The 23032-nt window shown below is 73.3% G+C and carries 20 protein-coding genes; 9 read left to right on the top strand and 11 right to left on the bottom strand.

The window, feature by feature from the left end:
- Nucleotides 1–29 precede the first annotated feature (29 nt).
- The 3 genes from proP to ABD385_RS28240 form a co-directional block, all read right to left on the bottom strand.
- Nucleotides 30–1511, bottom strand: coding sequence for a glycine betaine/L-proline transporter ProP (gene proP / locus ABD385_RS28230; protein WP_425585495.1), 1482 nt, complete (start codon nt 1509–1511; stop codon nt 30–32).
- A gap of 465 nt (nt 1512–1976) precedes the next feature.
- Nucleotides 1977–2999 (bottom strand): CU044_5270 family protein, encoded by a 1023-nt coding sequence (locus tag ABD385_RS28235; protein ID WP_344581362.1) that lies wholly within the window; start codon nt 2997–2999, stop codon nt 1977–1979.
- Complete coding sequence (locus ABD385_RS28240) at nt 2992–3531, bottom strand: RNA polymerase sigma factor (RefSeq protein ID WP_344581364.1); 540 nt, start codon at nt 3529–3531, stop codon at nt 2992–2994. The genes ABD385_RS28235 and ABD385_RS28240 overlap by 8 nt, the downstream gene beginning before the upstream one ends.
- Nucleotides 3532–3647: 116 nt before the next feature.
- On the opposite strand from ABD385_RS28240, the gene ctaD reads away from it, so the two are divergent.
- Together ctaD and ABD385_RS28250 are read left to right on the top strand one after the other, a co-directional pair.
- Nucleotides 3648–5321, top strand: a complete 1674-nt coding sequence (ctaD, locus tag ABD385_RS28245; RefSeq protein ID WP_344581366.1) for an aa3-type cytochrome oxidase subunit I — start codon at nt 3648–3650, stop codon at nt 5319–5321.
- 10 nt (nt 5322–5331) lie between these two features.
- Entirely contained in the window at nt 5332–5706 is a 375-nt protein-coding gene (locus ABD385_RS28250) for a hypothetical protein (protein WP_344581367.1), read from the top strand.
- Here ABD385_RS28250 and ABD385_RS28255 read toward each other — a convergent pair.
- Nucleotides 5678–6910 carry a cytochrome P450 gene (locus ABD385_RS28255; protein WP_344581370.1) on the bottom strand — a complete coding sequence of 411 codons (1233 nt, stop codon included), beginning with the start codon at nt 6908–6910 and terminating at the stop codon, nt 5678–5680. The two genes, ABD385_RS28250 and ABD385_RS28255, sit on opposite strands and share 29 nt — an antisense overlap.
- Before the next feature lie 275 nt (nt 6911–7185).
- Here ABD385_RS28255 and ABD385_RS28260 point away from each other — a divergent pair, with 275 nt between their 5' ends.
- Entirely contained in the window at nt 7186–8355 is a 1170-nt protein-coding gene (locus ABD385_RS28260) for a steroid 3-ketoacyl-CoA thiolase (protein ID WP_344581372.1), read from the top strand.
- Nucleotides 8356–8427: 72 nt separating this feature from the next.
- Here ABD385_RS28260 and ABD385_RS28265 read toward each other — a convergent pair whose 3' ends face one another.
- From ABD385_RS28265 to ABD385_RS28290, 6 genes are all read right to left on the bottom strand, one after another.
- Nucleotides 8428–9267: an ECF transporter S component gene (locus ABD385_RS28265; protein WP_344581375.1), complete on the bottom strand. Its 840-nt coding sequence runs from the start codon at nt 9265–9267 to the stop codon at nt 8428–8430.
- Complete coding sequence (locus ABD385_RS28270; protein WP_344581377.1) at nt 9264–10886, bottom strand: ABC transporter ATP-binding protein; 1623 nt, start codon at nt 10884–10886, stop codon at nt 9264–9266. The genes ABD385_RS28265 and ABD385_RS28270 overlap by 4 nt, the downstream gene beginning before the upstream one ends.
- Complete coding sequence (locus tag ABD385_RS28275; protein WP_344581379.1) at nt 10883–12121, bottom strand: CbiQ family ECF transporter T component; 1239 nt, start codon at nt 12119–12121, stop codon at nt 10883–10885. Before ABD385_RS28275 ends, ABD385_RS28270 begins: the two co-directional genes overlap by 4 nt.
- Nucleotides 12118–12747, bottom strand: a complete 630-nt coding sequence (locus ABD385_RS28280; protein ID WP_344581465.1) for an SCO2322 family protein — start codon at nt 12745–12747, stop codon at nt 12118–12120. Before ABD385_RS28280 ends, ABD385_RS28275 begins: the two co-directional genes overlap by 4 nt.
- Before the next feature lie 41 nt (nt 12748–12788).
- The gene (locus tag ABD385_RS28285) at nt 12789–14114 is read right to left on the bottom strand and encodes an SCO2321 family membrane protein (protein WP_344581381.1); all 1326 of its coding nucleotides are present in this window, start codon (nt 14112–14114) and stop codon (nt 12789–12791) included.
- 455 nt (nt 14115–14569) lie between these two features.
- Nucleotides 14570–15649 (bottom strand): Strvi_7410 family MBL fold metallo-hydrolase, encoded by a 1080-nt coding sequence (locus ABD385_RS28290; protein WP_344581383.1) that lies wholly within the window; start codon nt 15647–15649, stop codon nt 14570–14572.
- Between the two features lie 227 nt (nt 15650–15876).
- Here ABD385_RS28290 and ABD385_RS28295 point away from each other — a divergent pair, with 227 nt between their 5' ends.
- Nucleotides 15877–17328, top strand: coding sequence for an aldehyde dehydrogenase (locus tag ABD385_RS28295; RefSeq protein WP_344581385.1), 1452 nt, complete (start codon nt 15877–15879; stop codon nt 17326–17328).
- Nucleotides 17328–17561, top strand: a complete 234-nt coding sequence (locus ABD385_RS28300; protein WP_344581386.1) for a ferredoxin — start codon at nt 17328–17330, stop codon at nt 17559–17561. Before ABD385_RS28295 ends, ABD385_RS28300 begins: the two co-directional genes overlap by 1 nt.
- Before the next feature lie 100 nt (nt 17562–17661).
- Here ABD385_RS28300 and ABD385_RS28305 read toward each other — a convergent pair whose 3' ends face one another.
- Nucleotides 17662–18315, bottom strand: a complete 654-nt coding sequence (locus tag ABD385_RS28305) for a TetR family transcriptional regulator (RefSeq protein WP_344581388.1) — start codon at nt 18313–18315, stop codon at nt 17662–17664.
- A 238-nt stretch (nt 18316–18553) separates the two neighbouring features.
- Here ABD385_RS28305 and ABD385_RS28310 point away from each other — a divergent pair, with 238 nt between their 5' ends.
- The 4 genes from ABD385_RS28310 to ABD385_RS28325 all read left to right on the top strand — a co-directional run bounded on the left by ABD385_RS28310 (nt 18554) and on the right by ABD385_RS28325 (nt 22650).
- On the top strand, nt 18554–19939 hold the full coding sequence (locus tag ABD385_RS28310) for a glycosyltransferase family 4 protein (protein ID WP_344581390.1): 1386 nt from the start codon (nt 18554–18556) through the stop codon (nt 19937–19939).
- Between the two features lie 76 nt (nt 19940–20015).
- Nucleotides 20016–20867 carry a class I SAM-dependent methyltransferase gene (locus tag ABD385_RS28315; RefSeq protein ID WP_344581391.1) on the top strand — a complete coding sequence of 284 codons (852 nt, stop codon included), beginning with the start codon at nt 20016–20018 and terminating at the stop codon, nt 20865–20867.
- Entirely contained in the window at nt 20864–21934 is a 1071-nt protein-coding gene (locus ABD385_RS28320; protein ID WP_344581393.1) for a prenyltransferase/squalene oxidase repeat-containing protein, read from the top strand. Before ABD385_RS28315 ends, ABD385_RS28320 begins: the two co-directional genes overlap by 4 nt.
- A gap of 128 nt (nt 21935–22062) precedes the next feature.
- The gene (locus ABD385_RS28325) at nt 22063–22650 is read left to right on the top strand and encodes a hypothetical protein (protein ID WP_344581394.1); all 588 of its coding nucleotides are present in this window, start codon (nt 22063–22065) and stop codon (nt 22648–22650) included.
- Nucleotides 22651–23032: the final 382 nt, after the last annotated feature.

The raw sequence follows: 23032 nt of genomic DNA on the forward strand, positions 1-23032 counted from the left end.
CGACCGGCCGTCGTGCGGTGCGGGCGGGCTCAGCGGGCCGCGGCCGCCGCGGTCAGCTCGCGGGCCTCGGCCTCGGTCTCCACCGCCGGCGGGGAGCCGGGCAGCGGCTTGCGTGCGGTCTCCGACATCAGCAGGACCGCGATGCCGCCGATCACGGCCGCCGCCATCATGTAGTAGGCCGGCACCATCTTGTTGCCGGTCGCGCCGATCAGGGCGGTGACCACCAGCGGCGTGGTGCCGCCGAAGAGCGACACCGAGATGTTGAAGCCGATGGACAGCGAGCCGTAGCGCACCTTGGTCGGGAAGAGCGCGGGCAGCGCGGAAGGCATCGCGGCGGTGAAGCAGACCAGCAGCAGGCCGAGGATGCCGGTGCCCACCGCGACGGCGACCAGCGAACCCTGACGGATCAGCAGCAGCGCCGGCACCGACAGCACCAGGAAGCCCACGCAGCCGGTGGCGATGATCGGGCGGCGGCCGAACCGGTCGGACAGCTTGCCCACGAACGGCTGGACGCACATCATCGCGACCATGACGACGAGGATGACCATCAGGCCGTGCGTCTCGTCGTACTTCAGCTCCGAGGTGAGGTAGCTCGGCAGGTACGACAGCAGCATGTAGTCGGTGACGTTGAAGACCAGGACCAGGCCGACGCAGAGCAGCATCGCGCGCCACTGGCCGAAGATCATCTCGCGCAGCCCGATCCGCTTCTCGACCTCGCGGCGCGCCTTCTCCTTGGCGTGCGCCTCCTTCTCCAACCGGGCGAAGGCCGGGGTCTCTTCGAGCCGCATCCGCAGGTAGAGGCCGATGATGCCCATCGGGCCGGCGATCAGGAACGGGATCCGCCAGCCCCACGAGTGGAGGTCCTCGGTGGACAGCAGCGCGGTCATCAGCGTGACCAGGCCGGCGCCGCCGACGTAGCCGGCGAGGGTGCCGAACTCCAGCCAGCTGCCGAGGAATCCGCGCTTCTTGTCGGGCGCGTACTCGGCGATGAAGGTGGAGGCGCCGCCGTACTCGCCGCCGGTGGAGAAGCCCTGGACCAGGCGGGCGAGGAGCAGCAGGATCGGTGCGCCGACGCCGATCATGGCGTAGGACGGGATCAGGCCGATGGCGAAGGTGCCCGCGGCCATCATGATCATGGTGATGGCGAGGACCTTCTGGCGGCCGATGCGGTCGCCGAGCGGGCCGAAGAACATGCCGCCGAGCGGGCGCACCAGGAAGGCCGCGGCGAAGGTGCCGAAGGTCGACAGCAGCTGCGCGGTCGGGTTCCCGGACGGGAAGAAGACGTGGCCGAGGGTGACCGCGATGTAGCTGTAGACGCCGAAGTCGAACCACTCCATCGCATTGCCGAGGGCGGCCGCCGACACCGCGCGCTTGACCATCGCGGGGTCGACGACGGTCACCTCGCCCGGTGTGTACTGCTGGGAGGCCATCTGCCGCGGCTCGGGGGCGGCGTCGGCGCTCTCGCCGACGTCCTTACGGGACCCGGGTGCGAGGGGGGACTGCGTCGGCACGTGTTCGCTCGCCTGCGCTCTCTGGGACGACTACAAGGGCATGCTTCCGCCATGGCGCGGAGGGGCAAAGGACGACCATACGGGCAGACCAGGTCATCACGGACGGTGTGCGGGTGGCTGCACAGTCGCTCGTCTACCCCTTCCTCGCTGGGCAAACGTGCACCCGCGAACTTTTTCGCCGGGGTGCCGTTTGTGATCCATCTCGCGGGGATCGGCCGCAACCGCAGGTGGATTGTGGTCCGCGTCACGCGCAGAGGTGGGTGAGGGAGGGGCTGCGTTCGCATACGGAAACGGCACGGGGGGATGCGGAGCGCAACGATCCGCCCGCGGGGCGGCCCCGTGGTGGACAGGGAAACGGCGCGGCGGTGCGTTCCGCACCACCGCGCCGAAGGATCGTCGCGTTACTCCAGGATCGGCCAGGGTCGGGCGCCCCGCCACTCGGGCCGCCGCCGCGGGGCGCCCGCCTCACGGCATCCACGCCTCGTACGACATCACCGCACCCGCGGTGATCCGGAAGTCGGGCAGGTCCTTGGTGAAGGTGATCTCCGTGCCCAGCAGTTGGCCGGTGCGCGGATCGAGGATCACCATCTGGCGGGTGGCGTCCATCGCGCCGTCGGGCCCGTCGTGCACGAACGCCTGCCCGCGCCGGCCCAGTCGGTCGGTGACCGCACCGGCCGGCCGCAGCCCCCCGGTGTCCGCCAGCAGTTCCACGATCGCCGCGGTCTCCCGCGGGCCCGGCGTCCACTCCTGACGGAACGACGAGAGCGCCATCAGGAGTTGCGGGACGCTCGCCGTGTCGTCGCCGTCCGCCGCCCCGTACAGGGAGGTGAGCAATGCGCGCAGCGCCGCGGGGTCGGTGGGCGGCTTCGTCCGGGCGGCGAGGCCCTCGTGCGGGGCGCCGGACCCCGGCGGATAGGTCGCGCGGTGCAGCACCTTGCCGTCGCTGACGGTCCGCCAGTGGCCGCCGGCGTCGTGGATGACCGGGCGGCCCGGGTGCTGCGGGTCGGTGGCGACGACCAGTTCGGAGCCGCTGCCGTCGGCGTTCCACCGGGTGATGCGCTCCTCGGGGACGGTCACCGGGGACGCGGTGTCCGGGCCGGTCCCCATGGACAGGTTCCAGCTCTGCAGGTGGCTGCCGCGCCGCGGCCCGTCCTGCGGGCCGGCCGCCCGGGCCCGTTCGGCGGCGATGCGGGCCAGCCCGGCCAGGGAGGGCTCGGCGGCGGCGGCGTGCGGGACGAGGGCGGCGGGGGCCGCGACGGCCGGGCTGCTGCCGGCGTCGGTGAGGGTGAAGGCGAGCACCGCGACCAGCGCCAGCACCGCCGCCTCGGCACGCAGCACCAGGCGGCGGCGGGCCCGTCGGGTGCGGCTCTGGTGCAGCAGGCGGTTCAGGCCGCGCTCGGCGGTGGCGTCCAACGGGCGCTCCCGCCAGCGGCCCTCGTCGGCCGGCACCGGGTTGGCCGCGCGCAGCAGCTCCAGTTCGTCATGCATGGCCGTCGCCTCCTGCTCGTGCGGACACCGTGGTCCGGGTGCGGTCGATCTCCGTGCGCAGGCGGCGCCGGGCCCGGTGCAGCCGCATGGCCGCCGCGCTCCGGCCGCAGCCGAGGGCCACCGCCAGTTCCTCGACGGTCAGTTCCTCCCAGGTGGTCAGCCGCAGCACCTCCCGGTCGCCGGCGGGCAGCCGGTCCAGCACCTCGTGCACCCAGGAGCCGGGCCGCTCGGCGTCCGGGCTCTGGACGGTCTGCCGGCCGTGCGCCGCCTCGTGGTTGCCGATCCGGTGCAGCAGTCGCCGGTAGCGCCCGATCCCGCGGACCGTATTGGCCAGGCAGTTCCGGGCCACCCCGTACAGCCAGGGCAGCGGCGGGTCGGGGAGTTCGGCCCGGCGCCGCCACGCTATGGAGAAGACGTCCGCCACCACCTCCTCGACCTCGTGTGCCGGGGCGTCCAGCCGCCGCGCCACGAAGCGGCTGACCGCCCAGTAGTGCGCGCGATAGGCCTCGGCGAAGGCGTCGTCCGTGCTCATGGAACCCCTGTGTCCGGCAACGACTGGATCTTCACACCCGACCGGGGTGACCCTTCACACCCCGGCGGCGGGCCGCCCGGAGTGACGCTCCACGGCGAGCCGGACACCAACGGGGCATGAAGCTCCCCGCACTGTCGTCACCGGCGGCCGGGTCCGCGGCGCGCCCGCACGGCGCGGCGCCATCCGCCGCGCCGCGGAACCCGGTGAAGTGGCTGACGACCACCGACCACAAGACCATCGGCACGCTCTATCTGGTGACCGCCTTCGCCTTCTTCTGCGTCGGCGGTCTGCTGGCACTGTTGATGCGCGCCGAACTGGCCCGCCCTGGGCACCAGTTGATGTCGAACGAGCAGTTCAACCAGGCGTTCACGATGCACGGCACGATCATGCTGCTGATGTTCGCGACACCGTTGTTCGCCGGGTTCGCGAACTGGATCATGCCGCTGCAGATCGGTGCGCCGGACGTGGCGTTCCCGCGGCTGAACATGTTCGCCTACTGGCTGTACCTCTTCGGCTCGCTGATCGCGGTCGGCGGGTTCCTCACCCCCCAAGGGGCGGCGGACTTCGGCTGGTTCGGGTACGTGCCGCTCTCCGACGCCGTCCACTCGCCGGGCGTCGGCGCCGACATGTGGATCATGGGTCTGGCCTTCTCCGGCTTCGGCACGATCCTCGGTTCGGTCAACTTCATCACCACCATCATCTGCATGCGCGCCCCGGGCATGACGATGTTCCGGATGCCGATCTTCACGTGGAACGTGCTGCTGACCGGTGTGCTGGTCCTGCTCGCCTTCCCGGTGCTGGCCGCCGCGCTGTTCGCCCTGGAGGCGGACCGTAAATTCGGTGCCCATGTCTTCGACGCGGCCAATGGCGGCGCCTTGCTCTGGCAACACCTCTTCTGGTTCTTCGGCCATCCGGAGGTGTACATCATTGCCCTACCGTTCTTCGGCATCATTTCCGAGGTCATTCCGGTCTTCTCCCGGAAGCCGATGTTCGGTTACGTCGGCCTGATTGCCGCGACGATTTCCATCGCCGGTCTTTCGGTGACGGTGTGGGCGCACCACATGTACGTGACCGGCGGTGTGCTGCTGCCGTTCTTCTCCTTCATGACATTCCTGATCGCGGTGCCGACCGGTGTGAAGTTCTTCAACTGGATCGGCACGATGTGGAAGGGCTCGCTGTCCTTCGAGACGCCGATGCTCTGGGCGATCGGCTTCCTGATCACCTTCGTCTTCGGTGGTCTGACCGGCGTCATCCTGGCGTCGCCGCCGATGGACTTCCACATCTCCGACTCGTATTTCGTGGTGGCCCACTTCCATTACGTGGTCTTCGGCACGGTCGTCTTCGCGATGTTCGCCGGCTTCCACTTCTGGTGGCCGAAGTTCACCGGCAAGATGCTCGACGAGCGGCTCGGGAAGATCACCTTCTGGACGCTGTTCATCGGTTTCCACGGCACGTTCCTGGTCCAGCACTGGCTGGGCGCCGAGGGAATGTTGCGCCGGATTCCCGATTACCTCGCGGCGGACGGCTTCACCACCTTGAACACCGTCTCGTCCCTCTTCTCGTTCCTGCTGGGCATGTCGATCCTGCCGTTCCTCTACAACGTCTGGAAGACCGCCAAGTACGGCGAGAAGATCGAGGTGGACGACCCGTGGGGCTGGGGCCGCTCGCTGGAGTGGGTGACGTCCTGCCCGCCGCCGCGGCACAACTTCCTCACCCTGCCGCGCATTCGCTCCGAATCCCCGGCGTTCGACCTGCACCACCCGGACGTCGCGGCCGCGATCGAGGCGTGAGGGGTGCGGCATGGGTGAGGAGATCGGCGCGGGGGAGGACCTCCGCATGGCGGCGGCGATCAACGAGATCGAGGGCTATCTGCTGTGGGAGGCGGAGCAACGGCGGGCCCGCGGCCGGGCGGAGGAGTTCTGCGCCCGACTGCCCTGGCTCACCGACTCCCAACGGGCGGACGTGGTCCGCCACTACTGCCGGGAGCAGCACGAGCAGTCCCGTTCCTACCTGGAGCGCGTCGCGGTCCGCAGCGCCGCACTGCGGACCGAGTACGAGGACGCCTACCGCGCGCTGCGGCGCCGCCTGGTGGCGGCGCTGCTCGGCGCCGGCGCCCTCGGGACGCTCGCCCTGACGGTGCTCTCCCTCAGCGGTAGTGCACCTGGAGTTCCTTGACCCCGTTGAGCCAGGCCGAGCGCAGCCGTCGCGGGTCGCCGGCCAGGGAGATCCCGGGCACGGCGTCCGCGAGGGCGTTGAAGATCAGGTTGATCTCCAGCACGGCCAGCGACTTGCCCAGGCAGAAGTGCGGGCCGCCGCCGCCGAAGCCCAGGTGCGGATTGGGGTCGCGGGTGATGTCGAAGACCTCGGGGCGGTCGAAGACCGAAGGGTCGTGGTTGGCGGAGGAGTAGAAGATCCCGACCCGCTGGCCCTTCTTGATGCGCGCGCCGCCCAGTTCGGTGTCCTGGGTGGCGGTGCGCTGGAAGGAGACCACCGGGGTCGCCCACCGCACGATCTCCTCGGCGGCACTCGCCGGCCGCTCGCGCTTGTAGAGCTCCCACTGGTCGGGGTGGGTGAGGAAGGCGTGCATGCCGTGGGTGATGGCGTTGCGGGTGGTCTCGTTGCCGGCCACCGCCAGCAGCAGCACGAAGAAGCCGAACTCGTCGGAGCCGAGGTTCCCGTCGTGCTCGGCCGCCACCAGCCGGCTGACGATGTCCTGGGCCGGGCACTCCTTGCGGGCCGCGGCGAGGTTCATCGCGTACGAGATCAGCTCCATGGCCGCGTTGGCGCCGACCTCTTCGGTGATGGCGAGTTCCGGGTCGTCGTAGGCGATCATCTTGTTCGACCAGTCGAAGATCCGGGCCCGGTCCTCCTGCGGGATGCCGATGAGTTCGGCGATCGCCTGGAGGGGGAGTTCGCAGGCGACGTCGGTGACGAAGTCGCCGGAGCCCTTGTGCCGGGCCTCCTCGACGATCTGCCCGGCCCGCCGGCGCAGCGCCCCCTCCAGGGCGCGGACGGCCCGCGGGGTGAAGCCGCGCTGCACGATCTGGCGGACCCGGGTGTGCTCCGGCGGGTCCATGTTCAGCATGATCAGCTTCTGGACCTCGATCTGGTCGCGGGAGATGCCCTGGTTGAACCGGATGATCGAGGTGTTCACGTTGGCCGAGAAGACCTCCGGCCTGGTGGAGACCTCCTTGACGTCCTGATGGCGGGTGACGACCCAGTAGCCGTCGTCGTCGAAGCCGGCGATGCCGTGCGGCTGGGCGTTCCACCACACGGGCGCGGTCTGCCGCAGCCGCGCGAACTCCGGCAGCGGGACCCGGGACTGGTAGACGTCGGGGTCGGTGAAGTCGAACCCTTCGGGCAGCGCGGGGCAGTGCATCGGCGACTCCTGGTCCAGCGGACGTCGGACGCTCTGACGGTACCGTCCGACAACGTCTCTGACGGTGCATCAGATGCAGGTCGCGGTGAAGGTAGTGACGAGTTCCGCAAGTGGCAAGGGCCACGGCAAGACCTCTTGTGCACAAGGCCGTTGCAGCCCCCTTGCGCCACGCCGGGCGGCTCACGAGACTGTTCGCAGAACTAGAACGCGTACTAGTTCTTCCCTCCGTGGGCGTCGGGACGCGCACGGACGCGAGGAGAGGACGAGTTGAAGTCATGGCCGCGGAACCCGTCATCGTCGAAGCCGTACGCACCCCGATCGGCAAGCGCGGAGGTGCGCTCGCCACCCTCCACCCCGCCTACCTGCTGGGCGAGACGTACCGCGAACTCCTCGCCCGCACGGGCATCCAGCCCGACTGCGTCGAGCAGATCGTCGGCGGCACCGTCACCCACGCCGGCGAACAGTCCATGAACCCCGCCCGCAACGCCTGGCTCACCATGGGCCTGCCCTACGAGACCGCCGCCACCACCGTGGACTGCCAGTGCGGCTCCTCCCAACAGGCCAACCACATGGTCGCCAACATGATCGCGGCCGGCGTCATCGACGTCGGCATCGGCTGCGGCGTCGAGGCGATGTCCCGCGTCCCCCTCGGCAGCGGCTCCAAGCACGGCCCCGGCAAGCCCTGGCCCGACGAGTGGAACGTCGACCTGCCCAACCAGTTCGAGGCCGCCGAACGGATCGCCCGCCACCGCGACCTGACCCGCGCGGACGTCGACGGGCTCGGCCTGCTCTCCCAAGAACGCGCGGCCACCGCCTGGGCCGAGGAACGCTTCAAGCGCGAGACCTTCGCCGTCCAGGTGCCCACCACCGAGGAGGAACAGGCCGCCGGCCAGGGGATGTGGCGGCTGGTCGACCGCGACGAGGGACTGCGCGACACCAGCACGGCGGCGCTCGCCGGCCTCAAGCCCGTCATGCCCTCCGCCGTGCACACCGCCGGCAACTCCTCGCAGATCTCCGACGGCGCCGCCGCCCTGCTGTGGGCCTCCAAGCGGATGGCCCGCGCGCTGCGCCTGAAGCCGCGGGCCCGCATCGTCGCCCAGGCCCTGGTCGGCTCCGACCCGCACTTCCACCTCGACGGGCCGATCGACGCCACCCGGGCCGTCCTCGGCAAGGCCGGCATGTCGCTGAAGGACATCGACCTGGTCGAGATCAACGAGGCGTTCGCCTCCGTCGTGCTGTCCTGGGCCCGGGTCTTCGGCCAGGACCTGGAAAAGGTCAACGTCAACGGCGGCGCCATCGCGCTCGGCCACCCCGTCGGCGCCACCGGCGCCCGCCTCCTGGCCACCGCCCTCCACGAACTCGAACGGCGCGACAAGGAGTTCGCCCTGATCACCATGTGCGCGGGCGGGGCGCTGGCCACCGCGACGATCATCCAACGGCTGTAGTGGCCGCCGGGTCCGGCCGAAGACGCCGGCCGGACCCCGGGGCCGCCGCGCCCGACGCCCGCCCGGGGCCGGTCAGGACCGGTCCGGCGGCCCGCCCGGCGTCTCGAACGCCACCGGCGTCTCGAACGCCGCCCGCCGCGTCGCGCGCCGCAGCGCCTTCAACACCGTGCCGCCCAGCGCGAAGGTGAGCACGACCGTGACCACCGCCCGCGGCAGGTCCCACCCCAGCGACGTGGCCAGGCAGTACGCGAGGTAGCGCGTCAGATTGGCGGAGAGCGGATCGCCCGGCACGAACGAGACGCCCGACGCCAACCCCCCGATGTAGGGCCACCCCTGGAGGTTCATCACCAGCCCGTAGCCGACCGCCGCCACCGCCCCGTACCCCGCGAGCAACAGCAGCTCACGGCGGCCGCGCAACCGGTCGGGCCCCGGCAGCAGCCCCGCCCCCATCGACACCCAGCCCATCGACAGCATCTGGAACGGCATCCACGGCCCGACGCCACCGGTCAGCAGCGCCGACGCGAACATCGCCACCGACCCCAGGACGAAACCGAAACCGGGCCCCAGCACCCGCCCGGACAGCACCATCAGGAAGAACATCGGCTCGATGCCCGCGGTGCCCGCACCCAGCGGCCGCAGCGCGGCGCCCGCCGCGGCCAGCACGCCGAGCATCGCGATCGCCTTGGCGTCCAGGCCGCGGTCCCCGATCGTCGCCACCACCACCGCCAGCAACAACGGCAACAGCGCGGCGAACAGCCACGGTGCGTCCTGGGAATGCGCCAACCCCGAACCGGAACCGGCCAACAGCGGCCACCCGAAGGCCACCACCCCGATCGCCGACACCAGGCACAGCGCGGCCACCGACCGCGGACCGAGCCGGACCGCACGCACCTGCCGCGCGGACGCCGTCACGCCACCGCCCCTTCCAACGAGCGCGCCACCTGCGCGACGGTCAGCCACGGCAGCGGCGCCAGCACCTTGGCGACCTGCGGGGCGAACGCGGGGGAGGAGACCACCACGTCCTCGGTCGGGCCGTCGGCGACGACCTCACCGTCCGCCAGGATCACCACCCGGTGCGCCAGCTCCGCGGCCAGTTCCACGTCGTGGGTGGCCAGCACGCACGCCTGCCCCTCGGCGGCCAGCCCGCGCACCACCTCGACCAACCGGGCCTTCGCCGCGTAGTCCAGCCCGCGGGTCGGCTCGTCCAGCAACAGCAGCGGCGGCCGCGCGGTCAACACCACGGCCAGGGCCAGCGCCAGCCGCTGCCCCTCGGACAGGTCCCGCGGATGCGCCGCGTCCCGCACCCCGGGCAGCAGGCGGGCCACCAGCTCCCGGCAGCTGCCCGCCGGCGCGGCCGCGTCCCGGTCCGCCGCGCCGCACTCCGCCGCCACGGTGTCCGCGGACAGCAGGTCACGCGGCTCCTGCGGCACCAGCCCGACCCGGCGCACCAGGTCCCGCGGCCGGGTCCGGTGCGGGACGGCACCACCGATCCGCACCGACCCCGCCGACGGCTCGTGCATGCCCACCAGCGTCCGCAGCAGCGTCGACTTGCCGGCGCCGTTGCGGCCCATCAGCGCGATCGTCTCGCCCGGCCGGACCGTCAGCCCGACCCCGTGCAGCACCGGCGTCCGGTCCCGGTGGACGCCCAGTCCGGCGACCGTCGCCACCGGCTGTGCGTCCGCCGCCGGCGCCGGCCCGGGCGGCGGCGGGGCCACCGCCGACAGCCGTTCCCGCAGCGGGGCCGCCTTGCGACGGGCGTCGCGCACCGACAGCGGCAACGGGGACCAGCCGGCCAGCCGGCCGAGTTCGACCACCGGCGGCCGGACCGGGGACGCCGCCATCACGCCGGCCGGCTCGCCCATCACCGGGGCCGCGCCGGGACCGGGCAGCAGGATCACCTGGTCCGCGTACTGCACCACCCGCTCCAGCCGGTGCTCGGCCATCAGCACCGTCGTCCCCAGGTCGTGGACCAGCCGTTGCAGCACCGCCAGCACCTCCTCCGCGGCCGCCGGGTCCAGCGCCGACGTGGGCTCGTCCAGCACCAGCACCTTCGGGTGCGCGGTCAGCACCGAGCCGATCGCCACCCGCTGCAGCTGGCCGCCGGACAACGTGCTGATCGCCCGGTCCCGCAGCTCGGCCAGGCCCAGGAGGTCCAGGGTCTCCTCGACCCGCCGGCGCATCACGTCCGGCGCCAGCCCCAACGACTCCATGCCGTAGGCCAACTCGTCCTCGACGGTGTCGGTGACGAAGTGCGCCATCGGGTCCTGGCCCACCGTGCCGACCACGTCGGCCAGCTCCCGCGGCGGATGGGTGCGGGTGTCCCGTCCGTCGACGGTCACCCGGCCGTGCAGGGTGCCGCCGGTGAAGTGCGGCACCAGCCCGCACACCGCGTTCAGCACGGTCGACTTGCCGACCCCGGACGGGCCGACGAGGAGGCACAACTCCCCCTCGGGCACGGTCAGATCGACCCCCTGGACGGCCGGCGCGGCGGCGTCCGCGTAGGTGACCGAGACCTGCTCGAAGCGGATCACTGGGTGGGCTCCTTCATGAACGGATCGGGATCGGGACGCCGGCCGGACGCGGCGGACGCGGCGGACGCGGCGGGCGTGACGGAGGAGGCGGACGGGGTGGTCCCCGTGGACCCGGCGGCCCCGGCGGAGCGGCCGGCCGGCGTACCGCCCCCGGCCCGCGCCGGCACCGGCGCCACGACCGCTGGCACCAGCCCCACCAGCACCGACAGCGCCGGCCACAGCGGCAGCACCGGCGCGGTCAACGGCACCGCCGGCGGATGCAGCGCGCCCGGCGCGTAGCCGTTCGCCGCGATCATCAACGCCGCCACGGCGACGCCCGCCCCCGACACCAGCCAGGCCCGCACCCCCCACGGCTCCGGCCGGTAGCGGGTCCGGACCGACCGGCGGCCCCCCAACCACAGCCCGGCCAGCGCCGCCGCCAGCCCGACCGCCAACAGCGGCAGCCCGTAACCGGCCCCGGTGTCCCCCAGCAGCCCGTACGACCCCGCGCACACCCCGAGCAGCCCGCCCAGCGTCAACACCGTCGTCAACCGGCGCACGGCCGTCGGCACCTGCGCCGTCCGGCCGTACCCCCGGGCGTCCATCGCCGCGGCCAGCGCCACCGACCGCTCCAGCGCGCCCTCCAGCACCGGCATCCCGACCTGGAGCAGCGCCTTCACCCCGCGGTCCGGACGGCCGCGCAACCGCCGTGCCGCCCGCAGCCGCTGCACGTCCGCCACCAGGTTCGGCGCGAAGGTCATCGCGACCACCACCGCCACCCCCGCCTCGTACAGCGCACCGGGCAGCGACTTGAGCAGGCGCGCCGGACTGGCCAGCGCGTTCGCCGCCCCGACGCAGATCAGCAAGGTGGCCAGCTTCAGCCCGTCGTACAGCGCGAAGACCATCCCCTCCGCGGTGACCCGGCCGCCGACCCGCACCCCCTTCGCCCAGTCGGGCAGCGGGAGTTCGGGCAGCGTCACCAAGGTGTGCGTCCCCGGGATCGGCGACCCCAACACGAACGCGAAGACCAACCGGATGCCCAGCACCACCAACCCGAGCTTGACGAAGGCCCCGTAGGACCGCGCCCACGGCGCCTCGGTGCGGCGCGCCGCCACCACGTAGCCGGCCACCCCCACCAGCAGCGCCAGCAGCAGCGGATTGGTGGTCCGCGACGCCGCGGTCGCCAGACCGAGCGCCCACACCCACCAGGCGCCGGCGTGCAGCGCGGTGCTGCGGGTGGCCCGCGGCGCGCTCATCCGCGTCGCCGGCGCGCCTGCCAGACGCCGGCCGCGCCCAGCACCACCACGGCACCGATCCCGCCGACCAGACCGGCCGACGGGCCGCCGTCCTCCTCCTCGCCCGCGGCGCTCGTGCGGGGCGTCGCCGACGGCTCCGCGCCGCCGCCGGACACCTGCTCCGCGCAGCCCGACCGCGGGTAGCCCGCGATCCCGCACAGCAGCGCGTTGGCGTCGTAGCGCAGCGGCTTGGCGACCGCGGCCAGCGCCTCGCCCGCCGCGGCGTCCGTCGGCACCTGCGCGCAGGCCGTCCGACCCGCCGGCGGACGCTCACCCGACGGCGCGTCCGCCGCGGTCCCGAAGTCGAGGACCACACCGACCCGCTTGGCGCCGGAACGGGCCGGGGTCCGGTCGCAGAGCGCGGCGAAGTCGGGGGCGGTCCGCGGGCCGGCCGCCTTGGCGGAGTCCGCGCTCACCGTGAAGCGGAACCCCACGACGGACCCGTCGGCCGGCCGCGCGGTACCGGGCCCCTCCGTGGCGTACGCCCACGAAGCGGCGGCGCCGGCCGCGGCCGGCTTCCCGTCCCAGAACGACCAGTACCGGTACTGCTGCGCCTGCGCGGGGCCGGCGCCCAGACCGGTCGCCATCCCCGCCAGCAGCAGCACCCCAGCGGTCCGCCGCGCCCGCCTCACAGCCCGGTCTTGTTCTTGTTGCGGCCGCTGATCAGGAAGCCGGCGCCGGCGCCGACGGCCAGCCCCACGCCGATCACCCACCACAGCCCGATGCCGCCGGCGTCGCCGTCCTTGGTGTCGTCGTCAGCGGCCGGCGACGCGGCGCTGCTGCCGGCCGGCGCGGGGCCGGTGGCGTTGAGCGCGGCCACCAGGTCGGTGCCGCCGAAGGACCGCGGGTCGGTGCCGGTGGCGTGCGCGGCGAGGACCAGCTGGGCGTAGGCGGCCGGGCCGTTCTGCTTCGCCCAGCCGGTGGCGTTCTTCTCCAGCCAGGCCAGCGGCTGCTGCGCGGCCGCCCCGTGCCCGCCGGCCGCCAGCGCGACCACGGTGTCCGCGGTGTTGCCCACGTCGGGCTGCTGCGTGGCACCCGGCATCGCGGACTTCAGGTGCTGTCCGTTCGCGGCGAGCTGCCCGACCAGCCAGCTGGCGCCGCCGTCCGCGAGCGCCGTACGGGCGTCCGTGCCGCTGCCCGGTGCCCCGTCCTTCGCGCAGTCCAGCGCCTTGACCGGCTGGCCCGCGTCCTTCGCCGCCGGCGCCACGACGAAGCCCTTGCCCAGCGCGCCGGTGATCGCCGCGGCGGTCGCGTCGGCGTTCGGCGCGGCGTTTTTCAGCTGGAAGGTGAACGCCCCGCGCTCGCCCTCCTTCGCGTCGCACCCCAGCTGGAAGCCGAGCAGCGCGTCGTACGGCGACTTGCCGCCCTTCGCCGTCACCGACTCCGGCTTCTCGCCCGCGGCGGCGAGCGCCCCGATCACCACGGCGGTGGAGTTGGCGTCGCTCTCCGAGCCGCCCTGCCCGCCGGGCATCGAGCTCCAGCCGCCGTCCGGGTGCTGGACGGACTTCAGCCATCCGACGGCCTTCTGCACCGCGTCGCCGTGCCCGCCGAGCGCGGTCAGCGCCTGGATCGCGGCGGCCGTCTGGTTGGTGTCCCGCAGGGTGCCGGCACCGCACGCCGCACCGGGGTCGGCCCGGAACGCGGTGAACGCCCCGTCGGCGCACTGCTGCCCCGCCAGCCAGTCCACGGCGGACGTCGCCGGGCGCACCCCGACGGTGTGCTGCGCCAGCAGCGCCAGCGACTGCCGCCACACGCCGTCGTACTGCGGGTCCTTGCTGCCGTACAGCCCCTTGGGCAGCTTCTGCTGCGGCGGGGCCGCTGGGCCGTCGGCGTACGCGGCGGGGGCCGCGGCACCGGCCAGCACGGCGGCGGTCGCCAGGGCGGCCAGCGCCGTGCCGGCGCGGCGCGGCCGGGGGGCGGCGGAGTGCGGCTGCGGCGCAGCCGTGGGGGCCATGCGGGCCATCGGGTGGGTGCCTCTCGGGTCGGTCGGGTCGCGGCGGGGTGCGGAGCCGAGCCGCGCTCGGGCGACCGTCCGCCGCGCCTCGGGGGTGCGGCGCGGTGGCACCGGGCTCAGCTCCGCATACCTCGACGGTGCCGCGCACCGGCCGGCCGCAGGGGCGGCGGGTCCGGTGGCGGGAGCTTTGGTCGTGCCCCACCGGGTGCTCCGGCTCGCAGGGCCGCGCTGCGGGCGGCCGTGCTCACGGATGGGGGTGCCCCCGGGCTTGAGCGAAGCCGAGAGCTTGGGGGAGGGTCAGCGCCGGATTTCCACCGGCTTCCCCCGATCGGGTACGGATGAAGTTGTCCCGCACACCTTAACGCCGGCGCCGACGGCGGTGGGGCGCGCATCGGAGCGCGAGCGGAGCGCCCCCACCGCGCCCGCCGCCCCGCCCCCGCCCCGCCGGGGCCCGGCTAGATCGCCACGTACCGCACCGGCGCCGAGCCGGCGACCGGTTCGACGTGCCCCCGTTTGACCAGGTGGCGCAGGTGGGCCTCGGCCTCGGAGACGGCGATGGTGCGGGAGCCGGCGGGGATCTGCTCCCAGGGGCGGTTCCACTGCATGGACGTGGCGAGCTGCCAGGCGGTGAGCGGCTCGCGCAGCAGCCGGCGGAGGTCGGTCAGCCGCTCCTCGTGGTGGGCGAGCAGCTCCCGGACGCGGCCGGCCGCGTCCGGGAAGGCGTGCTGGTGGGCCGGCAGCACCTCGGCCGGCGCGAGGCGGGCGATCCGTTCGAGGGAGTCGAGGTAGTCGCCGAGCGGGTCGCCCCGGTCGAGCAGGTCGGGGGCGACCTCGTCGGGGTCCTCGTACAGGCCGATGTGCGGGGTGATGCCGGGCAGGAGGTGGTCGCCGGAGAAGAGCCGGCCGAAGCCGGTGGGGCGGGCCGCGGTGGGGGCGCTCTGCTGGGCGGGGTGGGTCTCCTCCAGGTGGAGGCAGACGTGGCCGGGCGTGTGGCCCGGCGTCCAGATCGCCCGGACGCGGCGGCCGGCCAGGTCCAGGAGCGCGCCGGGCTCGATGGCCCGGTCCGGCAGGGCGGCCCGCCGCCCGGGCGGCTTGCGGCCGCGCCCGGCGGCGCGGGCGGCCCGCAGCGGTTCCAGGTGGTCCTCCGGCGCCCCGGCCGCGGTGAGCGTGCCGAGCACGTAGTCGAGCCACCGCCCTGGTTCGGCCGCGCGGCTGCGCCGGACCAGCGCGGTGTCCGCGGCGTGCATGGCGACCCATGCGCCGGAGGTCTCCCGCATCGTGGCGGAGAGTCCGTGGTGGTCGGGGTGGTGGTGGGTGATGACCACCCCGTGGACGTCGGCGGGGTCGAAGCCGCAGGCGGTGATGCCGGCGGTGAGGGCGTCCCAGGAGTCCGGGTCGTCCCAGCCGGTGTCGATCAGGACCGGGCCGCGGTCGGTCTCCAGGAGGTGGACGAGGGTGTGGCCGAGGGGATTGTCCGGGATGGGGACGGCGATGCTCCACACCCCGCCCTTGTGGTCGATCACCTGCGGTGCCATGGCTACCGTCCCCTCCCGCGCCGTCGTCGCCTCAACTATAACTAGAACGAGTTCCAACAACAGGGTGACTGCCGCGCCGGAGAGGGGAGTTGGGATTCGGTGGTGGGCGTGGACTCCGCCGGGTGGAACTGGTATCAGTTCTGCTGGCACCGCAATCCTGATGGACCGTCAGAAATCGTGGTCCGTCGGGAGCGCAATCCGTCGAGACCGTCGGGAGGCGGGCAGCAATGAGCGACCTCGTCGAGCACGGAAAGCTCTACATAGGCGGTGAGTGGGCCGATCCGGCCGGACCGGACGCGATCGAGGTCGTCTCGCCGCACACCGAACGCGTCATCGGCCGCGTCCCGCACGCCGCGCGGGCCGACGTCGACCGGGCGGTGGCCGCGGCCCGGGCGTCCTTCGCGTCCGGGGTGTGGGCCGACGCCCCCCTTGCCGAGCGGATCGCGGTGGTGACCCGCATCAAGGACGCGTTCGCGGCGCGCAGCGAGGAGTTCGCGCGGGTCATCGGCGCGCAGAACGGCACGCCGGTCACCTCGGGCGTGATGGTGCAGTCGCTGGCCGCGCTGATGGTGTGGGACGCGACGCTCACCGTGGCGCGGGAGTTCGCCTTCGAGGAGCGGCGGGCCGGGGCGTTGGGGCCACTGTTGGTGCGCCGTGAACCGGTGGGGGTGGTCGCGGCCGTCGTGCCGTGGAACGTCCCGCAGTTCACCGCCGCCGCCAAGCTCGCGCCGGCGCTGCTGGCCGGGTGCTCGGTGGTGCTGAAGGTCTCGCCGGAGACCCCGTTGGACGCGTACCTGCTCGCGGAGATCGCCTCGGAGGCCGGACTGCCGCCGGGGGTGCTGTCGATCCTGCCGGCCGACCGCGAGGTCAGCGAGTACCTGGTCGGCCACCCGGGCGTGGACAAGGTGTCGTTCACCGGCTCGGTGGCGGCCGGCAAGCGGGTTATGGAGGTCGCCGCCCGCAACCTCACCCGGGTGACGCTGGAGTTGGGCGGCAAGTCGGCGGCGGTGATCCTGCCGGACGCGGACCTGGACGCGGCGGTGGCCGGCATCGCGCCGTTCGCGTGGATGATCAACGGCCAGGCGTGCGTGGCACAGACCCGGATCCTCGCGCCGCGCAGCCGCTACGACGAGATCGCCGAGCGGTTCGCGGCGGCGGCGGGCGCGCTCGTCGTCGGCGATCCGCTGGACCCGGCCACGGAACTCGGGCCGCTGGTCGCCCGCCGCCAGCAGCAACGCTCGCTGGACTACATCGCGTTGGGCCAGCAGGAGGGCGCCAAGGTGCTGGCCGGCGGGGGCCGCCCCAAGGGGCAGCCCACCGGGTGGTACGTCGAGCCGACGCTCTTCGGCGAGGTCGACAACGGGATGCGGATCGCCCGGGAGGAGATCTTCGGCCCGGTCATCTGCCTGCTGCCGTACGGGGACGAGGCGGAGGCGGTGCGGATCGCCAACGACTCGGAGTACGGGCTGTCGGGGTCGGTGTGGACCGCGGACACCGACCGCGGCATCGACCTCGCGCGGCGGGTGCGCACCGGGACGTACTCGGTGAACACCTTCAGCATCGACATGCTCGGTCCGTTCGGCGGCTACAAGAACTCCGGCATCGGCCGGGAGTTCGGGCCCGAGGGGTTCGCCGAGTACCTGGAGCACAAGATGATCCACCTGCCGGCGGGTGCCTGATGGCGGAGCGGTGGCGGGTGGCGGTGGACCGGGGGGTCTGCATCGGTTCGGGGCTGTGCGCCGGGACCGCACCGGAGCGGTTCCGGCTGGACGCGGCGCGCCAGGCGCACCCCGTCGAGCCGGAGACGGAGGCCGCGGACGGCGTGCTGGCGGCGGCCGAGGGGTGCCCGGTGGAGGCGATCGCGATCACCGCGGCGGACGGCGGCGCGGCGGTCTTCCCGCCGGACGAGTGAGCGGTGGGACGGGGGAGTTGGGCCCGTAGGGGGTGGGGCGGTCCGGCCCGTAGGGGGTGGGTGGGCCCCTTGCGGGCCCGCTACCCGCGGCCGGGGGAGGTCATGCGGAGGGAGGCGGACGGTGGTGGGACCGCCCCGGGGTGGTGAGGTCGATCAGCCGGCAGACCGTCTCGATGTCGATCTTCACCTGGGCGATCGAGGCCCGTCCGGACAGCCAGGTGATCAGCGCGGAGTGCCAGGTGTGCTCGATGACCCGGACCGCGGAGAGCTGCTCGGGGGAGGGCGGACCGTCCAGCCCCATGGCGTCGAGGATGATCGCGGTGGTCAGCCGGGAGACGGTGTCCACCTCGGGGCTGACGGACCGGTCGGCGAAGGTCAGCGCGCGCACCATCGCGTCGGCCAGGTGCGGTTCGCGCTGGAGGGCGCGGAAGGCCCGCATCAGCGTCTGGGCGACCCGGGCGCCGGGGTCCTCCTCCGACGGGGGGCGCTTGCGCAGCGTCTCGTGCAGGTGCTGGAGCTGGTCCTGCATGGTGGCCACCAGCAGGTGCACCTTGGAGGGGAAGTAGCGGTAGAGCGTGCCGAGCGCGACCCCGGAGGATTCGGCCACCTCGCGCATCTGGACCGCGTCGAACCCGCCGCGGCTGGCCAGCCTGGCGCTGGTGTGCAGGATGCGGCGGCGCCGGGCCTCCTGACGCTCGGTCAAGGGAGGACTCGCCGGAAGCGCCGGACCGGCCGCCTTGGATTCCGTAGTCATGTGTCCCATTCCGTGGCTTTCCGTCCGCGATGCGGTGCGTGCCGGTGGTGCGATCGGCACAGCATGGCAGGGCCGGTGTCGTGGCGCGAATCACCTGGTGTGGCTCTTTTCGCTCCGTTCCCGGCCGGTAGATTCGAAACTCGGTGAACTGATCAGTAGCTTTTCAGTTCTGAAACTTGTTCTAGATTACCGCCAGCGGTTACGCTCCGGCGAAAGTCCAGCGAGAAGGGGGCCGTGCGTGACCGCAGAGGCCGTCCAGGCAGCCGCGCCCCGCCCGGCGGAGACCCCCTCGGCCTCCGCCCCGACGGACGGTGAGCGTCCCTTGCGGATCGCCATGCTCACGTACAAGGGGAACCCGTTCTGCGGCGGTCAGGGCGTCTACGTCCGCCACCTCTCCCGCGAGTTGGCCCGCCTCGGCCACACCGTCGACGTCATCGGCGCCCAGCCCTACCCCGTCCTCGACGCGGTGGACCCCGCCCGGTCGGGGTCCGGGGCGGTGACGCTGACCGAGCTGCCCAGCCTCGACCTCTACCGCCAGCCCGACCCGTTCCGCACCCCCGGGCGCGACGAGTTCCGCGACTGGATCGACGGCCTCGAAGTCGCCACCATGTGGACCGGCGGCTTCCCCGAACCGCTGAGCTTCTCCCTCCGCGCCCGACGCCACCTCGCCGCCCACCGCGGCCGGTTCGACGTCGTCCACGACAACCAGACCCTCGGCTACGGCCTGCTCGGCGGCCCGGACGCGCTCGGCGCCCCGCTCGTCACCACGATCCACCACCCCATCACCGTCGACCGCCGGCTCGACCTGGCCGCCGCGCAGGGCTTCAAGCGCCGCGCCTCGGTCCGCCGCTGGTACGGCTTCACCCGGATGCAGAAGCGGGTGGCCCGGCGGCTGCCGTCGGTGCTGACCGTCTCCGGCTCCTCCCGCCAGGAGATCGTCGAGGACCTCGGCGTGCACCCCGGCCGGATCCACGTCGTCCCCATCGGCGCCGACACCGACCTCTTCTCCCCGGACCCGGCCGTCCCCGAGGTGCCCGGCCGGATCGTCACCACCTCCAGCGCGGACGTCCCCCTCAAGGGGCTGATCCACCTCGTCGAGGCGCTTGCCAAGGTCCGCACCGAGAACCCCGAGGCCCACCTGGTCGTCGTCGGCAAGCGGGCCGACGACGGGCCGGTCGCCGCCGCCATCGAACGGCTCGGCCTGTCCGGCGCCATCGAGTTTGTCAAGGGCATCAGCGACGCCGCACTCGTCGACCTGGTGCGCGGCGCCCAGGTCGCCTGCGTGCCCTCCCTCTACGAAGGCTTCTCGCTGCCGGCGGCCGAGGCGATGGCCACCGGCACCCCGCTGCTCGCCACCACCGGCGGCGCCATCCCCGAAGTCGCCGGCCCGGACGGCGAGACCTGCCTCGCGGTGCCGCCGGGCGACGCCGGGGCGCTCGCCGCCGGCCTGCTCCGGCTGCTCGGCGACGAGGGGCTCCGCCGCCGGCTGGGCGCCGCCGGCCGGGAGCGGGTGCTGGCCCGCTTCACCTGGCGGCAGGCCGCCATCGGCACCGCCGAGCGCTACCGGGAGGCCATCGCCCGGCAGGCGGCCGGCGCCGCCGTGCGGGCCACCGGCCGCCGGTGACCCCCGCATACCGTCCTCCCGCCGCCCACGACGCACTCCACCCCGCCCCTGACCGCCGGACGAAAGCGTAAACGCCGTGCTGACCGTCGACTTTTCCCGTTTCCCGCTCGCCCCCGGCGATCGCGTGCTCGACCTGGGCTGCGGCGCCGGTCGGCACGCCTTCGAGTGTTACCGGCGCGGTGCGCAGGTCGTCGCCCTGGACCGGAACGGCGAGGAGATCCGCGAGGTCGCCAAGTGGTTCGCCGCGATGAAGGAGGCCGGTGAGGCCCCGGCGGGCGCCTCCGCCACCGCGATGGAGGGCGACGCCCTCGCGCTGCCGTTCCCCGACGACAGCTTCGACGTCGTGATCATCTCCGAGGTGATGGAGCACATCCCGGACGACAAGGGCGTCCTCGCCGAGATGGTCCGGGTGCTGCGCCCCGGCGGCCGGATCGCCGTCACCGTGCCGCGCTACGGCCCGGAGAAGGTCTGCTGGACGCTCAGCGACGCCTACCACGAGGTCGAGGGCGGCCACATCCGCATCTACCGCGGCGACGAACTCCTCGACAAGATGCGCCAGGCCGGCCTGGAGCCGTACGGCACCCACCACGCGCACGGGCTGCACAGCCCCTACTGGTGGCTGAAGTGCGCGTTCGGCGTGGACAACGACCAGGCGCTGCCGGTGAAGGCGTACCACAAGCTGCTGGTCTGGGACATCATGAAGAAGCCGCTGGCCACCCGCCTCGCCGAGCAGGCCCTCAACCCCCTCATCGGCAAGAGCTTCGTCGCCTACGCCACCAAGCCGCACTCCCCCTCGCTCCGCGAGGGGGACCCCCAGCCCGAACCGGCGGCGCGGCCCGAGCCGGCCGAGCCGAAGGCGGCCAAGCGCCCCCGATCCGCCGCCAAGCCCGCCGCCAAGCCCGCCGGCGCCCGCGGGGCCGCCAAGTGACGAGTCCCGGACGCACCGAACGGCTCGTCCTGCCGGGCGTGCTGACCGCCGAACAGGCCGCCCGCACGGTCGCCGGCATCCTGGCGACCCAGCGCACCGACGGCGCCATCCCCTGGTTCCGCGGCCACCACCTCGACCCGTGGGACCACACCGAGGCCGCCATGGCCCTGGACGCGGCCGGCGAACACGAGCGCGCCGAGGCCGCCTACGACTGGCTGGTCCGGCACCAGAACCAGGACGGCTCCTGGTACGCCGCCTACGCCGACGGCGACGCCGCCGCTCCCACCGACCGCGGCCGGGAGACCAACTTCTGCGCCTACCTCGCGGTCGGGGCCTGGCACCACTACCTGTCCACCAGCGACGAGACGTTCCTCGACCGGATGTGGCCGGCGGTCCACGCGGCGATCGAGTACGTCCTGGAACTCCAACAGCCCGGCGGCGAGGTCGGCTGGAAGCGGGAGGACGACGGCACGCCCGTCCGCGACGCGCTGCTGACCGGCTCGTCCTCCGTCTACCAGGCGCTGCGCTGCGCCCTGGCGATGGCCGAGCAGCGCGAGGAGCCACAGCCCGACTGGGAACTGGCCCTCGGCCGCCTCGGCCACGCGATACGCCACCACCCCGAGCGGTTCCTCGACAAGTCCCGCTACTCCATGGACTGGTACTACCCGGTGCTGGGCGGTGCGGTGCGCGGCGCGGCGGCCCGCGAGCGGATCGACGCGGACTGGGACCGCTTCGTCGTCCCCGGCCTGGGCGTGCGCTGCGTGGTGCCCAACCCCTGGGTCACCGGCGGCGAGAGCGCGGAACTGGCGCTGGCGCTGTGGGCGATGGGGGAGTCCGACCGGGCCGTGACGATCCTCAAGTGGATCCAGCACCTGCGCGCCGACAACGGCATGTACTGGACCGGCTACGTCTTCGAGGACGACGCGATCTGGCCGCGGGAACTGACGTCCTGGACGGCCGGTTCGCTGCTGCTGGCGGTGGCCGCACTCGGCGGTGACGAGGCCACCACCTCCGTCTTCGGCGGCGAACGGCTGCCGGTCGGACTGGCGCCGGACTGCTGCCGGTAGGCCCGGACCCTGCCCCGGCCGGGTAGGAAGCGCCCCCATACGGCCGATTCCGGCTGGCGCCCCTCCGGCGGGTGGGACAGGCTGCGGACGATGCTCCCCAGCCGAACCGAGCCCGCCGGAGGCGCGCCGTGACCGTTCCGCAGCCCCCCGTCCGCAGCCGCGCCGCCCTGCGCCGGGCCGCCGTCGCGCTGCCGTTGGCCTGCACGCTGAGCCTGGGCGCCGTCGCCTGCGGCGGCTCGAAGAAGGACGAGGGCGGGGCCAGCGCCGCCCCCGCCGGCTCGCCCAGCCCCACCAGTTCGGTGGAGAAGCAGAAGTTCGCCAAGACGCGGTTCGTGACCAACGCCGGCCTGGCGGCCGGTGCCACCTACCAGTGGATCATCAAGCCGTACAAGGCCGGCGGGTTCCACAAGGGCGCCAACCACCGCAAGACCGCCCTGGTCAAGGCGGGCCTGGCCGGGGTCTTCACCTACAACCGCCTCAAGGCCGCGGTCCGCAACGCGCAGGGTGACCCGACGCTCTCCAAGGCACTGGCCCCGCTCAACAGCGGCATCGACTCGCTGAAGAACCTCGGCACCAAGCTCCGCAAGGGCGAGGCCGGCCCCGGCGACGTCGACCAGTTCCAGAACGTCATCAACAACGTCAAGGACGTCGGCAAGAAGAACGGCGCCGAGGTCACCAACCAGGTCCCGAGCGCCTCCCAATTGAGCGGCGGCTGACGGGTCGCTGCGCTTGGCTTTGCTTCCCACGTTGTTCTCTTTCCCGCCGTGGTGGTTGCCGTCTTTGCGCCTGCGGCGCGGGGCCGCTGCGCGGGGCTTGTTGGGGTGCGGTGCCGGGTTGGCGGGTGGTGGGGTGCCCGGACTGCTGCGCTTTACGTCCGGGCACCCCACCACCCGCCAACCCGACCCCTCCCGTAGATGGGTGGAAGAAAGCTGAGCGGGGGTCTGTGTTGGTGGGTCCCTGCAACTCCGTGGGTGGATTCACATCCTTGAGCGCGCTCAGTGGCTGCGCCAGCACCAACCCACCGGGCCTCTGCCCCCACCCACCCCTCTTTCAACCCACCCTCAACGGGAGGGGTCGGGCCTGCGGGGGTGGTGTGCA

This window comes from Streptomyces lunalinharesii (assembly GCF_039532155.1).
GTDB classification, from domain to species: Bacteria; Actinomycetota; Actinomycetes; order Streptomycetales; family Streptomycetaceae; genus Streptomyces; species Streptomyces lunalinharesii.